General features: G+C 72.0%; 16 protein-coding genes. 13 read left to right on the plus strand and 3 right to left on the minus strand.

The annotated features are described in order from the left end of the window. Window positions 1-264: 264 nt before the first annotated feature. The 4 genes from AC27LF_RS31345 (at window position 265) to AC27LF_RS31360 (ending at window position 4,471) form a co-directional block, all read left to right on the plus strand. Window positions 265-885 carry a hypothetical protein gene (locus AC27LF_RS31345; RefSeq protein WP_479661985.1) on the plus strand — a complete coding sequence of 207 codons (621 nt, stop codon included), beginning with the start codon at window positions 265-267 and terminating at the stop codon, window positions 883-885. A 121-nt stretch (window positions 886-1,006) separates the two neighbouring features. Further along, a complete protein-coding gene (locus AC27LF_RS31350) occupies window positions 1,007-1,996 on the plus strand; it encodes an Acg family FMN-binding oxidoreductase (RefSeq protein ID WP_479661971.1) in 990 nt (329 codons plus the stop codon). 228 nt (window positions 1,997-2,224) lie between these two features. Then, window positions 2,225-3,877: an aa3-type cytochrome oxidase subunit I gene (ctaD, locus tag AC27LF_RS31355; protein WP_479661986.1), complete on the plus strand. Its 1,653-nt coding sequence runs from the start codon at window positions 2,225-2,227 to the stop codon at window positions 3,875-3,877. Window positions 3,878-3,880: 3 nt separating this feature from the next. After that, on the plus strand, window positions 3,881-4,471 hold the full coding sequence (locus AC27LF_RS31360; RefSeq protein ID WP_479661972.1) for a hypothetical protein: 591 nt from the start codon (window positions 3,881-3,883) through the stop codon (window positions 4,469-4,471). A gap of 75 nt (window positions 4,472-4,546) precedes the next feature. On the opposite strand, the gene AC27LF_RS31365 is transcribed toward AC27LF_RS31360, so the two are convergent. After that, on the minus strand, window positions 4,547-5,035 hold the full coding sequence (locus AC27LF_RS31365) for an inorganic diphosphatase (protein WP_479661973.1): 489 nt from the start codon (window positions 5,033-5,035) through the stop codon (window positions 4,547-4,549). A gap of 211 nt (window positions 5,036-5,246) precedes the next feature. On the opposite strand from AC27LF_RS31365, the gene AC27LF_RS31370 reads away from it, so the two are divergent. Further along, the gene (locus AC27LF_RS31370) at window positions 5,247-5,621 is read left to right on the plus strand and encodes a hypothetical protein (RefSeq protein WP_479661974.1); all 375 of its coding nucleotides are present in this window, start codon (window positions 5,247-5,249) and stop codon (window positions 5,619-5,621) included. A 238-nt stretch (window positions 5,622-5,859) separates the two neighbouring features. Further along, window positions 5,860-6,408 (plus strand): GNAT family N-acetyltransferase, encoded by a 549-nt coding sequence (locus AC27LF_RS31375; protein ID WP_479661975.1) that lies wholly within the window; start codon window positions 5,860-5,862, stop codon window positions 6,406-6,408. Between the two features lie 127 nt (window positions 6,409-6,535). Here AC27LF_RS31375 and AC27LF_RS31380 read toward each other — a convergent pair whose 3' ends face one another. Next, on the minus strand, window positions 6,536-8,194 hold the full coding sequence (locus tag AC27LF_RS31380; RefSeq protein ID WP_479661976.1) for an FUSC family protein: 1,659 nt from the start codon (window positions 8,192-8,194) through the stop codon (window positions 6,536-6,538). Window positions 8,195-8,282: 88 nt separating this feature from the next. Between AC27LF_RS31380 and AC27LF_RS31385 the strand changes: the two genes are divergently transcribed. Together AC27LF_RS31385 and AC27LF_RS31390 are read left to right on the plus strand one after the other, a co-directional pair. Beyond that, window positions 8,283-8,870 carry a MarR family winged helix-turn-helix transcriptional regulator gene (locus tag AC27LF_RS31385; RefSeq protein ID WP_479661977.1) on the plus strand — a complete coding sequence of 196 codons (588 nt, stop codon included), beginning with the start codon at window positions 8,283-8,285 and terminating at the stop codon, window positions 8,868-8,870. An 86-nt stretch (window positions 8,871-8,956) separates the two neighbouring features. After that, complete coding sequence (locus AC27LF_RS31390) at window positions 8,957-10,270, plus strand: alpha-amylase family protein (RefSeq protein ID WP_479661978.1); 1,314 nt, start codon at window positions 8,957-8,959, stop codon at window positions 10,268-10,270. 47 nt (window positions 10,271-10,317) lie between these two features. Here the strand turns inward: AC27LF_RS31390 and AC27LF_RS31395 are convergent, their stop codons facing one another. After that, on the minus strand, window positions 10,318-10,980 hold the full coding sequence (locus AC27LF_RS31395; protein ID WP_479661979.1) for a helix-turn-helix domain-containing protein: 663 nt from the start codon (window positions 10,978-10,980) through the stop codon (window positions 10,318-10,320). A gap of 353 nt (window positions 10,981-11,333) precedes the next feature. Here AC27LF_RS31395 and AC27LF_RS31400 point away from each other — a divergent pair, with 353 nt between their 5' ends. The 5 genes from AC27LF_RS31400 to AC27LF_RS31420 all read left to right on the plus strand — a co-directional run. Then, window positions 11,334-11,603 (plus strand): phosphopantetheine-binding protein, encoded by a 270-nt coding sequence (locus tag AC27LF_RS31400; protein WP_479661980.1) that lies wholly within the window; start codon window positions 11,334-11,336, stop codon window positions 11,601-11,603. After that, window positions 11,596-12,366 (plus strand): SDR family NAD(P)-dependent oxidoreductase, encoded by a 771-nt coding sequence (locus AC27LF_RS31405; RefSeq protein WP_479661981.1) that lies wholly within the window; start codon window positions 11,596-11,598, stop codon window positions 12,364-12,366. The genes AC27LF_RS31400 and AC27LF_RS31405 overlap by 8 nt, the downstream gene beginning before the upstream one ends. Continuing rightward, window positions 12,363-12,839 carry a MaoC family dehydratase gene (locus tag AC27LF_RS31410; RefSeq protein WP_479661982.1) on the plus strand — a complete coding sequence of 159 codons (477 nt, stop codon included), beginning with the start codon at window positions 12,363-12,365 and terminating at the stop codon, window positions 12,837-12,839. Before AC27LF_RS31405 ends, AC27LF_RS31410 begins: the two co-directional genes overlap by 4 nt. Then, window positions 12,839-13,645 (plus strand): SDR family NAD(P)-dependent oxidoreductase, encoded by an 807-nt coding sequence (locus AC27LF_RS31415; RefSeq protein WP_479661983.1) that lies wholly within the window; start codon window positions 12,839-12,841, stop codon window positions 13,643-13,645. The genes AC27LF_RS31410 and AC27LF_RS31415 overlap by 1 nt, the downstream gene beginning before the upstream one ends. Next, on the plus strand, window positions 13,635-14,887 hold a 1,253-nt coding region (locus AC27LF_RS31420; protein ID WP_479661984.1), incomplete at its 3' end, for a beta-ketoacyl synthase N-terminal-like domain-containing protein. The genes AC27LF_RS31415 and AC27LF_RS31420, both read left to right, overlap by 11 nt.

The following is a 14,887-nucleotide window of genomic DNA, read 5'->3' on the forward strand; positions in this document are numbered from 1 at the left end:
TGCCCGCCTCCCCGCCGACGGCCGGCCGCCCCGCCGTCCCACGCCCCCGTCGATCCTCGTGCGCGCGCAAGCCGTGATGTCCCCCCTCCCCGGTGCCGCGCAGCGGAAGGCGTGCTGCCAACAGGTACCGGAGCGCGGGACGTTCGGGCCCGTGAGCCGGGACCAGCAGCCCCTTAGCACGGGTGTCGACGGCGCGGGACATTGAAGGCGCAACGAGAGTCGCCCCCATCCTGCGTGACACACCCTTCGGAAGGGATGAGCACCATGGCCGTGCACGACCAACCCCACCCGCACCGGGTATTCCGCTTCCCGTCCCCACGCAGGGCGGCAACGGCTCCCGCCACCGACGAGACGACCGCCGCCGCGACCGCCACCCGCGCCTACGCGTTCGCCGGGCTCCGCATCCTGACCGGGTTCGTCTTCCTGTGGGCGTTCCTGGACAAGACGTTCGGCCTCGGCTACGCGACCCCGTCCGGCAAGGGCTGGATCGACGGCGGCTCACCCGCCGAGGGATTCCTCAGCGGTGTCGCGGCCGGACCCATGAGGTCCACCTTCCACGACTGGGCCGGAGCGGCCTGGACGGACTGGCTGTTCATGCTCGGTCTGCTCGGCATCGGCCTCGCCCTGATCGCGGGCATCGGCCTGCGGCTCGCCGCGCTCGCCGGCACCGCCATGATGGCGCTGATGTGGATCGCGGAGTGGCCGCCGGCCAAGCACCTGTCCGACGGTTCGGCGAGCATGTCGACCAACCCGTTCGCGGACTACCACGTGATCTACGCCGTCGTCCTGATCACCCTCGCCGCCGCGGGCGCCGGCGCCACCTGGGGTCTGGGGAGGGCATGGGCGCGGCTGCCCCTCGTCAGCCGCAACCGCTGGCTGCTGTGAGGGCCGCACGCCCTCCCCACCGGGGCACCTCCGCTCACCGGCGGGGGTGCCCCGCACCCTTGCGCGCCCCCCGGCGGCACGACGCGGGGGAGTGGCCGTTCACCGAGAAACAGGAGGCATCATGCGCGCCCGAGCCGTGCTGGACCCAGCCACCGTGGAGCCGCTGCTCGCGGCCGCCGTCGCGGCACCGTCGATCCACAACACCCAGCCCTGGCGTTTCCGCGTGGACCCCGACAGCCAGGTGCTGCAGGTCCACTCCCTGCCGGGGCGCACCCTGCCGCTGACCGATCCGACGCACCGCGCCCAGTATCTGTCCGTGGGCGCGGCCGTCTTCAACCTCCGGCTCGCCGCCGTGCACCTGGGCCGGCGGGCTGAGGTGCGGCTGCTGCCGGACCCGCACCGACCCGGCCTGCTGGCCGCCGTACGGCTGACCGATCCGCTCGGCACGGACGAGGAACACCTGGACCGCGGTCTGCACGAGGCCATCGCACGACGGCACACGAGCCGGATGCCGTTCACCGGACGCCCGGTGCCCGAGCCGATCGTGGCGGAGATGGCGGCGGCCGCGCAGGCCGCGGCCGCCCGCCTGCACATACCGGACATCGCCGGTACGCGACGGCTGCTGCGCCTGACCGCCGCGGCCGAGACACGCAACCACGCCCACCCGGCACGCACGGCCGAAACCCTCGCCTGGATCAACGCCCCGGGCGCGGACACCCCCTACGGCATTCCCCTCACCGCCCTCGGCCCGTCCGACGCGGGCAGGCGGATACCGATGCGGGACTTCACCGGACCGCTGCGCCTCGTCCCCCGGCCCGCCGTGTGGTTCGAACGCCACGTCCAACTGGCCCTGCTGTGGACGCCGCACGACCGCAGGGACGACTGGCTGCGGGCCGGGCAGGCGCTGCAGTACGTACTGCTCACGGCGACCGCCCACGGTCTGCGCACCTCACTGCTGCACCAGGCCATGGAATGGCCCGACCTGCGGGCCGCGACGGCCCCGCCGCACCACAAGCGGTGCCATCCGCACATGCTGATCCGGTTCGGGTACGGACCGGACGGCACCGGCACCCCGCGGGCCCCCGGGCTGCCCGCGCCCGCCGCCGGGTGAGGAGGGCCCGTTGGGCCCCACCCGAGCGCCGATCCGGGGCTGTTCGGCCCTATCAGCCCCGGGTGCCCCTGCGGCGATCATGAGGCGGCGGCCGGGAAGGCCAGGTTGACACCCGCACCCATGGCACTTCCCGGTTCGCCGTCCGATGGCAGAAGGGGAGGACACCGTCCGGTGGACGAGACGCAGCAACAACAGGTGGGGACCGAACGGTCGGGGGAGCCGGCGGTGATCTCCGCGTCCGCGGCGACGTCCGGCCGCACAGACAGGGCGATGGCCGCACGGCCGTCGTGGACGGAGTGGCTGACGACCACGGACCACAAGAAGATCGGGACGATGTACCTGGTCAGCGCGTTCGTGTTCTTCATCGTCGGCGGGGTGATGGCGCTGTTCATGCGCGCCGAACTGGCCCGGCCCGGTCTGCAGATCATGTCGAACGAGCAGTTCAACCAGGCGTTCACGATGCACGGCTCGATCATGCTGCTGATGTTCGCGATGCCGCTGTTCACCGGTTTCGCCAACTGGATCATGCCGTTGCAGATCGGCGCGCCGGACGTGGCCTTCCCGCGGCTGAACATGCTCGCCTTCTGGCTGTTCCTGTTCGGCTCGTCGATCGCGGCCTTCGGCTTCCTCACCCCGGACGGTGCCGCCGACTTCGGCTGGTTCCTGTACGCCCCGCTGTCGGACGCCGTCCACTCGCCGGGCCTCGGCGCCGACCTGTGGATCATGGGCGTGGCGCTGTCCGGCTTCGGCTCGATCCTCGGCGCGGTCAACTTCATCACCACGATCGTGTGCATGCGCGCGCCGGGCATGACGATGTTCCGGATGCCGATCTTCACATGGAACGTGCTGCTGACCGCACTGCTGGTGCTGATCGTGTTCCCGGTGCTGGCCGCGGCGCTGTTCGCCCTTGAGTGCGACCGCACGTTCGGCAGCCACGTCTTCGACGCCGCCAACGGCGGAGCGCTGCTGTGGCAGCACCTGTTCTGGTTCTTCGGGCACCCGGAGGTGTACATCCTGGCGCTGCCGTTCTTCGGCATCGTCTCCGAGGTCGTCCCGGTCTTCTCCCGCAAGCCGATGTTCGGCTACATGGGCCTGGTCGCCGCGACCATCGCCATCGCCGGCCTGTCCGTGACCGTATGGGCGCACCACATGTATGTCACCGGCGGTGTGCTGCTGCCGTTCTTCTCCTTCATGACCTTCCTGATCGCGGTACCGACCGGGGTGAAGTTCTTCAACTGGATCGGCACCATGTGGAAGGGCTCCCTGTCCTTCGAGACACCGATGCTGTGGACCACGGGCTTCCTGATCACCTTCGTCTTCGGCGGCCTGACCGGAGTGATCCTCGCGTCACCGCCGATGGACTTCCACCTCTCCGACTCGTACTTCGTCGTCGCCCACTTCCACTACACCGTCTTCGGCACGGTCGTGTACGCGATGTTCGCCGGATTCCACTTCTGGTGGCCCAAGTTCACCGGCAAGATGCTCGACGAACGCCTCGGCAAGATCACCTTCTGGACGCTCACCGTGGGCTTCCACCTGACCTTCCTGGTCCAGCACTGGCTCGGCGCGGAGGGCATGCCCCGCCGGTACGCCGACTACCTGGCCGCCGACGGCTTCACCGCCCTCAACACCCTGTCCACGGTAGGGGCGTTCCTGCTCGGCCTGTCGATCCTGCCGTTCTTCTACAACGTCTGGAAGACCGCGAAGTACGGCACGCCCGTGCAGGGCGACGACCCCTGGGGGTACGGCCGTTCGCTGGAGTGGGCGACCTCCTGCCCGCCGCCGCGCCACAACTTCGCCGGGCTTCCGCGCATCCGCAGCGAGTCCCCGGCGTTCGACCTGCACCACCCCGAGATCGTCGCGTTCGAGGAGGCGAGGTAGCCCATGCCCCAAGCGGTTCTCGCCCTCGGACTCGCGGCGGTGACCGTGGCGGGCGCCGTCTGGTACCTGCCGGCGCTCGCCGACCTGCGCGCGGGAGCCGACCGGCCCGTGTCCCGGCGCGGCGCGGCGACGGCCTGCGTCAGCGGCTGGACCACGAGCGGGATCGTCGCGGCACTGCTGTTCGTCTCGCCGTCGTGGTGGGTGCCCTGTGCCGCGGCGGTGGCCGGCGCCGTCCTCACGGCGGGCCTGCGGGTACGCGCGGTCGTGCAGCGCCGCCGCGAGGCAGGTGAATCGGCGCGCGGCTGGGCGGAGTTGGGCCGCGTGCAGCAGGCGTCCGGAACCGCGCGTGCCCGGACCGTCGTCGCCCTGCTCATCGGCCTCGGGCCCGCTGCCGCCGTCGTGGCCCTCGGGGCGGTCGCGTGGCCCGAGCACGCGCCGGACCGGTGGGCGGTCGCCGTGCTCCCCGCCGCGGTGGTCGGTCTTTCCCTCGCCGCCGCCGTCGCCTGCCTCACGACGACCCGGACCACACACACCAGCCGCACCGGCACGGCCGCACACCGCCGCAGCACCGGCACGCCCGGCCACCACCGATAAAGGAGCATGGCCCCCGCGCGGGCTACGCGGGGCATCCTCACCGGCCCCATCGCCAGGGCGGCCCGGGGTGTGGGCCTACCGAGGGGCCTCGGCGGCGCGTTCGCGTGCCATGCCGATCTCCGCGTATGCCGCGTCCCGGCCCTCCCAGTGCGAGCCCTCGACCGACTTGCCCGGCTCAAGGTCCTTGTAGACCTCGAAGAAGTGTGTGATCTCCAGCCGGTCGAACTCGGGTACGTCGGCGATGTCCTGGACAGCGTGGTACCGGGGGTCGTGCGCGGGCACGCACAGCACCTTCTCGTCGGGGCCTGCCTCGTCCTTCATGCAGAACATGCCCACCGCCCGGCACTCGACGACGCACCCGGGGAAGGTCGGATCACCGGTCAGGACCAGGGCGTCCAGCGGGTCGCCGTCGCGGCCGAGCGTACCTTCGATGTACCCGTAGTCGGCCGGGTACTGGGTGGAGGTGAACAGCATCCGGTCCAGCCGGATGCGATGGAGGACATGGTCCATCTCGTACTTGTTGCGGGAGCCCTGGGGGATCTCCACGATCACATCGAAGTCCACGATGTCCTCCTCATATGGTTCCCCGTACCTCCAGTGTGCCCCTGTGCCGGTCCAGGGCCGGCCTCCCCGCAGCGGAGCGCCACGCACCGCATCCATGCGTCACGGAGAGGTACGACCCAATCCAAATGGGCGGCGCCCCCGTACCACAACCAGAGGCCGCGGCGCGGGCCGCGCCGCCTGGTCGGCCGCTTCCCGTGCCGCGGCGTCTTCGATGCGACATGCGATCGAAAAGAAGGATGTATCCATCATGCGAGCGCACCACGTGATGCGTCTTGTCGCGGCGTCCGCGGCGGGCGTCCTGGTGGCCGGCGGCGCCGCGATCGGCGCGACGGGCACCGCCGCCGCGGCGACACCCACCGTGCACACCCGTGTGACTACCGACCGGTGCTTCGACCGCGACTGCTTCGACAATCGCTTCGATCACGGCTTCGACCGCGGCTTCGGCTTCGACCACGGCTTCGGCTTCGACCACGGTTTTGACCGTGGCTTCGACCACCGATTCGACCATCGATTTGACCACCGATTCGTCCGCGATTTCGACGACCGCTTCGACAACGGAGCCATCGTGATCGTCGCCCTCCGGTAGTGGTGGGCAAGGAACAGGGACTTGCGGACCGAAGGGGCGCCTGACGGGCATCTGCCTGGCCAGGCGCCCCGCTCTGATCGCGGTGCGCCGGCACCGCCTGCGTGCTGCGGAGCCCGGTGGGTCACACGGGCCTGCGCGAACGGCACCCGGCGCCCCCGCACCGGGACCGTGCCGAGCGGTACATTGCCGTCACGCTCGTCATGTGAACGCGCTTGTCAGGTGAAGGGGGAGGCCGCTCATGTTCTCGCTGCCGCTGTGCGACGGTGCGCGCCTCGGGCCGCTGGAGGTCCGGCATGCCGAGGAGTTCGCCGAGCATCTGGACCGGGCCCGCGAGCACATCCGCCCCTGGGTCGGGCCCGCGTTCGTCACCGACGACCTGGACGGGGCGCGCGCCACACTCAGGCGGTACGCCGAACGCCAGGCCGGCGACGGCGCCCGCCTGTGCGGCATCTGGCGGGACGGCGTGCTGGTCGGCGGCGTGATGTTCACCGATCTCGACGCCACCGCGGGTTCGTGCGAGATCGGTTGCTGGCTGGAGCCGTCAGCCGAGGGCCACGGCCTGGTCACGCGGGCGTGCGGCGCGCTGCTGGACTGGGCGTTCACGGTCCGCGGGCTGCACAGGGCCGAGTGGCACTGCCGCGCCGACAACGACCGAAGCGCCGCGGTCGCCAAACGGCTCGGCATGACGCTCGAAGGCGTACGCCGCGAGGCATGGCTGTACGGGGGAGTGCGGTACGACCAGCAGCTCTGGGCGATCCTCGCTCCCGAATGGCGAGCCCTTGCGTGATGCCCAAGGCCGGCCTGAGCGACGTCCTCCGCGCGGCCGTCCCCCGTCGGCGGTGACCGTCACAGGGGCTCCAGAAGACGTCGGCGCGGAGCACGGGTGGGCCGCCGTGTGCGCCGATTGACCCCGGTCATGCGCCACGGTCCGCCGCCCGGCCGGCCGGGCCCCGTACCGGTTCGGCGAGCGCGTCGGTGGGTGTCGGTGGTGGGCCGAACTCGGCGGTGAGGGCGTCGAGTCGGGTGTCGATCCCGGACAGGGCGAGCAGAGCCTCCGTGACCGCCTCCGCCTCCGGTCCGGCCGGCCTGACCGTGGCCGGCGGTGCCGGCCGGGAGGGGCTGGGCGGCGGCGCCGGGCGGCGGCCGATCGCGCGGCGCACGGCCAGGGCGTGCGCCGCGACCTCCGTACGGCGCCACGCCACCCGTGGGTCCTCGGTGAGCGCGTCCGGGGCCGCGGCAACGGCGGCGACGAGGCGGGACACGGGCCCGGCGCAACGGCGCAGCGCCGCCGCGACGCGCAGCGGACCGAGGTCCGGCCGCCACCGTGCGGACCGGACCCTCGGGACGGGCAACGCGGCCAGGACCTTCAACGGCGCTGTGGCGACGACCAGTTGATCGACTCGGTGGGCGAACCGGGCCCGTGCCGTGCGGATCGCCCGGGTGTCGTGCCAGTCGGCCTCCAGCAGTTCGCCCAGCCCGGCCAGCGCCGCCGCCGTCCGGGCCCGCACCACGGCCGACGTGCGGATCGGCAGCACCAGCCAGGACGCGGCGAGGCCCAGGACGGCCCCGGCCGCGATCCCCGCGAGCCGGGTGCCCAGGAGATCACCGGAGTCCTGCCCGAACCAGTCGTACAGCAGCGACAGCACGGCGGTCACACAGCCCGCCCAGAACGCATAGCTCAGTTCGCGCAGCCAGCCGGCCACGGCCAGCACCGAGAAGATCACCACGACCGCGGCATCCGACCTGGGCCCGAACGATCCGGCGACGGCCCCGGCCACGACCGTTCCCGCCGAGGCGCCGACCGTCCGCCACACGCCCTTCACCAGGACGTCTCCACGGCTGCGCGCGCCGCTGCAGACGAGGAACGCCGTGAGCACCGTCCACGCCCAGTGGTCCGGCCACAGGATGCGCCCGACGACGAACGCGCAGGCCAGCGCCACCCCCATCTGCAACGCCATCCTGGTGCCCGCCCGCATGCCCTTGCGCGCAGGAGCGGCCGGGGCGGCCACCGCGGCCGACGGCGGCCTGCGGACCAGGCTCGTGCGCTGCGCCGCCCGGGTCACCGCGGTCCCCCAGGCGACCGCGACCAGCGCGGTCACCGCCGCCCACCAGGTCCGCTCGTGCCCGCCCAGGGCCGCGATCCCGCCGGGCACCACCAGTACGGCCGTCAGCGGCAGGACGAGGAGCGTGCCCGCCCGGGTCGCCCGCAGCCCGAAGCGTCGCACCCAGATCGATCCGGCCATCGCGAGGGTGAACACCACGTCACCGACGTCGGGACGGTGCTGGATCAGGGCGCTCAGCTCGGTGGCGCCGGCCGCCGCGCACGGCAGCACGACGCAGGCCACGAGCCGGTCGGTCCGGTCGAAGACGAGCTGGACGCGGCCGAAGGACGCGGAGATCACCACGGCCTGCACGACGCTGTCCACGCGCAGCCCGGCCTCGTGCTCGATGAACAGCGACCAGCCGTAGGTGCCGAGCATGGTGACCACGCCCACCGCCGTCGCCCGCAGGTGCCACCACCCGGGGTCGAAGCGGACCGCCGTGCGCAACGCGGCCGGATTAGTACGCAGCACGTAGAATCACCGCCAGGTAGGATGCCAGAAGCATGGCCGTCGAGAGTTCATCCACTCGAAATTTAGTAAGTGATACCTTAGCGTTGTGATGTCAGAGCGACCAGCGCAGCAGACCCTGCCCACGGAGGTGCGGCAGGGCGTCGTCCGGCTCGCCCGCAGGCTGAGCGCGGAGCGCCCCGCGGACGGCCTCAGCCTGAACAAGAGCAGCGTCCTCGGCCATCTGCTGCGCAACGGCCCTATGTCGGCCGGCTCACTCGCCGCCGCCGACCATCAGCAGCCGCAGTCCCTGACCCGGGTCTTCGCCGAGCTGGAGCGCGAGGGTCTGGTCGTGCGCAGCCGGGACGACCGCGACGGGCGGCAACGGGTGCTGGAGCTGACGGACGAGGGCCGTGAGGCGCTGGTCCGCGACATGGCACAGCGCGACGCATGGCTCGACATCGCCCTCGCCGACCTCACCGAGACCGAGCGCCAGGTCCTGCTGCTGGCCGCCCGGCTGATGACCCGCCTCGCCGACTCGCCCACCCGACGCGCCGACACACCCGCACACGTCGCCGAGACACCCACACACCTCACCGACACACCCACACGCCTCACCGACACATCCACCGGCCCGGTGGACACACCCGCACACCTCGCTGACACACCCACCCGCCTCCCAGGCCCCCCGGCCCCCTGACCCGGCCGACCGCCCCCGATTCCGCCCGCCCGACCGGCCCTGATCCCGCCCGACCGCAGATCCCCCCCACACGCACGGAGGCTGCCGTGTCCTGGTCCGACCACGCCATCTGGTGGCACGTGTACCCGCTGGGCTTCCTCGGTGCCGAGCGCGCCACCCTGCCCCCCGACGCGCCACCACGGCACCGTCTTCCGGCCCTGGCCGACTGGCTGGATCATCTGATCGGCCTGGGGTGCAACGGCCTCGCGCTGGGGCCGGTCTTCGCGTCCGAGACACACGGCTACGACACGGTCGACCACTTCCGGATCGACCCCCGCCTGGGCACCGAGGACGACCTGACCGAGCTGGTCGAACGGGCCGCGGCCCGCGGGGTGCGCGTCCTGCTCGACGGCGTCTTCCACCATGTGGGCCGGTCCTTCGGCCCGTTCGCCGACGTGGCGCGGCGCGGCGCCGACTCCCCGTACGCCGACTGGTTCGTCCCCGAGGGCGACGACTTCCGTACCTTCGAGGGCCATCACCGTCTGGTCGCGCTGAACCACGCCTGCCCCGCCGTAGCCGACCATGTCACCGATGTCCTCGGGCACTGGCTCGACCGCGGCGTCGCCGGCTGGCGGCTGGACGCCGCCTACGCCGTCCCACGGCCCTTCTGGCGCACCGTCACCGACCGGGTCCGGGCGCGCTTCCCCGAGGCATGGTTCAGCGGCGAGGTGATCCACGGCGACTACGCCGCACACGTCACCGAGGGCGGCCTTGACTCCGTCACGCAGTACGAGCTGTGGAAGGCGATCTGGAGCTCGCTGAACGACACCAACCCGCACGAGCTGGCCTGGGCGCTCAAACGCCACAACGCCCTGCTCGGCACCTTCGCCCCGCAGACGTTCGTCGGCAACCACGACGTGACCCGTATCGCCAGCCGGCTGCGCGAACCCCGTCACCTGGCGCACGCCCTCACGGTCCTGTTCACGGTCGGCGGCACACCGTCCGTCTACGCCGGCGACGAACGGGCCCGGCGGGGTGTGAAGGAGGAGCGCGAGGGCGGGGACGACGCCGTCCGCCCCGCGTTTCCCGCCACGCCCTCGGGCCTCGGCACCGAGGGCCTGCCCGTCCAGCGGCTCCACCAGAGCCTGATCGGCGTCCGCCGCCGCAACGCCTGGCTGGTCCGCGCCCAGAGCGCCCTGCACACCGTCGGCCAGGCCGTGCTCTCCTACACCCTCACCGACCCCGACACCGGCTCCGCCGTCGCCGTCGCGCTCAACTACGGGTCCGAACCGGCCACGGCCGCGCTGCCCGAAGCCCCCTGGACGCACGCCGCGGGCGACGCGGTCGTCCCGTCCGGCGCCGGCGCGGTGTCCCTTCCCCCGCTCGGCTGGAGCGTCGCCACGGCCGCGAGGACACCCTGAATTTACACCGAATTATCGCGCCCGCAGCGTTATTTCAGCCCGGTGAATCAGCGACTCCCGGAATGCCGTTTACCGAAACGAAAGAAAGAGGACGGCGCCTCGGCCCTGCCGGAGCTGAGCGCGCGGGCCCATGCATTGCGCCACAGCGCTATTTTTTCGTCGTGCTGACCGCAGGCGCGCACATATGCGACGAGAAGTTCCTCCGACGGCATGCGCTGGCCCGCCAGCACATCGGCCAGAGTGCTGCGGGGCAGCGGTCCCGCACCGAGTTCACGGGCCCGCCTCTGCATTTCCCGAAGGGACGGCCGGCCGGCGTCCAGGTGTAATCGGTGCATGGCCTCCAGCAGATGGGCCGGGTGGTAGACGAATTCCGGCCGGTGCCCCGGGCGTGAGACGAGCGGCGGCTCGCCCGCCCCGTCCGCGGCATCGGCCCGCTGCGCCGCGCGCTCCCAGCGCACCCGCGCGTCGCGCCGGGTGCCGCCGCAGACCAGCGCGTACGCCTCCACCACGTCACGGCGCGGCAGGACCGTGCCGCGGTCGGCACGGGACAGGGTCACCGCCGAACAGCCCTGCCCGGCGATCCGGGCGTCCTCGATCAGCTGCGCCATCCGCCGGTATGTGAGCCCCGAACGCGCGCGCAGCGAACGCAGCCACTGGGCGAGTTCGTAGTAGTGCGCGGACTGCGGAACCGGTGCCTTGCTGCGACCCACCACTGCCCCCTGACCTCATGGATCCTGGACCTGCGGAGTTCGTTTTCCCGTGCTGATACGAAACCCTATAAATCGCCTTCATGAAGGGTCAAGAAGCCTTTACCCACCTTTACCTTGCCACTCTTTCATGATCCAGCCATCCGTTGGTTGCTTCATTCTGTCCGAGAAGCGGACGAACAAATTCTGTGGTCAACGAGCCGTTTTCGCCAGGCCGTCCTGCAATATTCGAGCCGGTGTCCGGTGGCCCCCGCACTGATATTCTTGCAGTTCCGTTCCCGGCTCTGTTGGCATGGATTACGGCGGCCCGCGAGACCGGCCGCAAATCCACTGTGACACCCTCGCGGAGGAACGTGATGACCACGACATCGAATGCCACGCTCGACGACATCATCGATCTGATCAAGGACGTCAAGCCGGGCCTCGCCGACCAGAGCGTCGAGCCGGGCCAGTCCGTGGTCGAGGACCTGGGCCTCGACTCGCTCGACCTGCTCCAGCTCGCCCGCCGGATCAACCGGCAGTTCGGGGTCGAGTTCGACCTCGACGGCTGGAACGCCGACGCCGACCGGCACCGGCGCAGCGTCGCCTCGATCGTGGCCGTCGTGGCCGCGGGCGACCGTGCCTGAGCCGGCCGCGACCCGCCGGGTCGCCCTGGTGACCGGCGGATCGCGCGGCATCGGCGCGGCCATCGCCCGCCGGCTCGCCGCGGACGGACTGGCCGTGCACGTGGTGTGCCACAGCGCCCAGGACGCCGGACACCGCGTGGTCAAGGAGATCGAGGCCGACGGCGGACGCGCCGTCCTGCACCGGGCGGACGTCGGCGACGAGGCCGAGGTCGAGGACCTGGTGGAGCGGGTGACCGGGCAGGAGGGCGCACTGCACGTCCTGGTCAACAACGCCGCCGTCATCGACGACCAACTGCTCGCCGTGACGCCCACCCACCGCTGGGAGCGGGTCCTGCGGACCAACCTCACCGGGCCCTTCCTGACCAGCAGGGCCGTCCTGCCGGCGATGCTCGACCAGGGCTGGGGACGCGTCATCAACGTCTCCTCCAACTCGGCGCGCACACCCGGCCCCGGACAGAGCGCGTACGCCGCCTCCAAGGGCGGCATCGAAGCGCTCACCCGCGCCCTGGCCGTGGAGGTCGGACGCAAGGGCATCCGGGTCAACTGCGTGGCACCCGGCAAGGTGCGCACCGAGATGACCGCGGCCGTCGCCGACCGGCTCGGCGCGGACGGCGACGGCACCCGGTGGGGCCTGCCCGAGGACATCAGCGGTCTCGTGGCCTTCCTCGCCGGCGACGAGGCCGACTACATCCAGGGCCAGACGTTCACCGTGGACGGCGGCCGCATGGTCATGCGCAGCGGCTCGGGACGGCGATCGCGGTGAGCGGGACCGTGAAGTACTGGGAGGACCTGGCCGAAGCACCCGTACGGCGGTTCGGACCCCTCGTGTTCGGCGGCGCGCTGCTCGACCAGCTCCTCGACCTGATGGGCGAGCGGCATCCGGTGCACGACAGCGACGACTTCGCCCACGGCACGGACCGCCGACAGCGCATCGTGCCCGGCGGATTCATCCACTCGATCACCTCCGGCTGGGTGGTCCAGCACGGCTCCCCGGCGGCCATCGTCGGCATGCGCCGGCTGAGCTGGGACTTCGTGCGACCGCTCTACCCGGACACGCCGTTCTGGTTCACCACCCGCACGGACCGAGCGGCAAAGATCGACGACCGGCTCGGCCTGGTGGAGACCACCCGCCGGGTCCTCGACGAGAACGACCGGGTCCACGCCATCGGACGGATGAGCGTCGTGCTGCTGCGGCGGGCCGCCCGCCCGGCCGCCACGACGGGAAGGGAACACTGATGAGCAGTCAGTACCAGCCGCTCAAGGGCCGGGTGGCCCTGGTGACCGGCGGTTCGCGCGGCATCGGCGCCGGCATCAGCCGCAAACTGGCCGCCTGGGGAGCCACCCTGGCGGTCAACTACGTCGACCGGGAGGGCCCCGCCAAGGAACTCGCCGCGGAACTGGGCGAGCAGGGCACGGAAGTCACCCTGCACCGCGCGGACCTGAGCGATCCGGCACAGATCGAGAACCTGCTCGCGGAGATCGGCGAGATACACCACGATCTGCACATCCTCGTCCAGAACGCCGCCGCCACCAAGTTCACCCGGCTGGAAGACGCCACCCTCGGCGACTGGCAGTTCGTCCAGGACACCAACTCCCGCGCCACCTGGCTGCTGGCCAAGCACGCCGTCCCGCTGATGCGGGAACGGCAGGGGGCCCGCTTCATCACCATCACCAACTCCACCACCACCCGCATCATCCCGCGGGCCGGCCTCTTCGCGGCGGCCAAGGCCGGCCTGGAGGCGCTGACCGACTACCTCTCCTACGAACTGGCGCCGTACGGCATCGTCGCCAACTGTGTGCGCCCCGGCCTCGTCCAGACCGGCGTCTTCAAGGTGCGCCCCGACTTCGCGCACGGCGTCGCCAAGGAACTGGCCGTCTCCCCGTGGCCGGGCGAGAAGATGACCACGGCCGAGAACAGCGCCGACGTGGTCGCCCTGCTGTGCCTGGAGGAGGCGTCCTGGATCGCCGGCCAGACCCTCACCGTCGACGGCGGCTACCGACTGTGGGGCGGCATCGGAAGCGGGGGCCGTCGTGGCGAGTGAACGTCCCGGCATCGTCGTCACCGGGACCGGCGTGATCTCCCCGGCCGGACCGGGCACGGCCCGGCTGTGGGAGGCCATGGCCGCCGGCCAGACCTTCTTCGAACACCCGGACGGCGCCGGCCTGCCGTGGCCGACCGCGGCCGTGGACTCCTCGGAGATCGTCTGGCCCACCGGCAAGGCATGGGCCAACGCCTCCAAGTACGCCAATCAGTCGGCCCGTTGGGCGGTCGCCGTGGCCCGCGAGGCCCTGGAGCAGGCGGGGATCACCGGCGAGACGGAGGACGTGCGCGCGGGCACGGTCATGGCCGTCGCCAGCAGCGGCGACGAACTGAGCGACGTCATCCCGCAGCTCGCGTCGGCGTTCCGGCACGACTCCCGGCCGCTGGTGAAGTTCCTGCACGACGAGGTGCCGGACTACTCCTACATCCGCGGTATCCCCTCCCAGCTCGGCCAGTTCGTGTCCATGGCGAGCGGATTCCGCGGCTCCAACGTCGCGGCCTACGGCGAGGCCGCCGCCGGCGGCACGGGCGCGCTCGCGCTGGCCGTGCGACTGCTGGAGTCCGGCGAACTCGACCGGGTCCTGGTGGTCGGCGTCGGGGCGCCGCTCACGGTCACCGGCATGGCCGCCGCCGACCAGGACGAGCCGTTCGGCACCCGCGCCACGACCGGGGCCGGGCCCTTCGACGCCGAACGGTCCGGCACCCTGCCCGGACAGGGCGCCGCCGCCGTCCTGCTGGAACGGGCCGACGTCGCGGCCGGCACCGCCCGGGCCCGGCTCCTCGGCTGCGAGGTGCTGGCCGCCGCGGACCTGCCGACGGCGGCGGGGCTCGCCGTCGAGGCCGTGCTCACCGCCGAGGACGCCGCGCCCGTCGCCTGGTGGGCGCACGGCGCCGGCTCGGTCCGTCTGGACCGCGTCGAGGCCGAGACCGTACCGCCGCGCCTGGGCGCGATGCCCGTCACCGGTTCCAAGGGCACCGTCGGCAACGCCTTCGAGTGCTCGGCGCTCATCGACACCGCCCTCGCCGTGGAGAGCATCACCCGCGGCGAGCTGCCCCCGGTGGGCCTCCTGGGCCGCCCCGACCCCCGCCTGCGCGGCCTCGACCCGGTCATCGGCGCAGCACGTCCCCTCCCGCCGGCCGCGACGGTGCTGCTGACGGCGCTGGGCCAGGGGACCGAGGCGACGGCGGCGGGCGCGCTGATCCTCGCGGCGGCCGCCGGACGCACGACGGACCAAGAGAAGGC

This window comes from Streptomyces diversicolor, assembly GCF_057537855.1.

Coding starts and splice junctions, on each gene's coding strand:
- AC27LF_RS31345 (WP_479661985.1), top strand. CDS start 265: ATGGCCGTGCACGACCAACCCCACCCGCACCGGGTATTCCGCTTCCCG.
- AC27LF_RS31350 (WP_479661971.1), top strand. CDS start 1,007: ATGCGCGCCCGAGCCGTGCTGGACCCAGCCACCGTGGAGCCGCTGCTC.
- AC27LF_RS31360 (WP_479661972.1), top strand. CDS start 3,881: ATGCCCCAAGCGGTTCTCGCCCTCGGACTCGCGGCGGTGACCGTGGCG.
- AC27LF_RS31370 (WP_479661974.1), top strand. CDS start 5,247: ATGCGACATGCGATCGAAAAGAAGGATGTATCCATCATGCGAGCGCAC.
- AC27LF_RS31375 (WP_479661975.1), top strand. CDS start 5,860: ATGTTCTCGCTGCCGCTGTGCGACGGTGCGCGCCTCGGGCCGCTGGAG.
- AC27LF_RS31385 (WP_479661977.1), top strand. CDS start 8,283: ATGTCAGAGCGACCAGCGCAGCAGACCCTGCCCACGGAGGTGCGGCAG.
- AC27LF_RS31400 (WP_479661980.1), top strand. CDS start 11,334: ATGACCACGACATCGAATGCCACGCTCGACGACATCATCGATCTGATC.
- AC27LF_RS31415 (WP_479661983.1), top strand. CDS start 12,839: ATGAGCAGTCAGTACCAGCCGCTCAAGGGCCGGGTGGCCCTGGTGACC.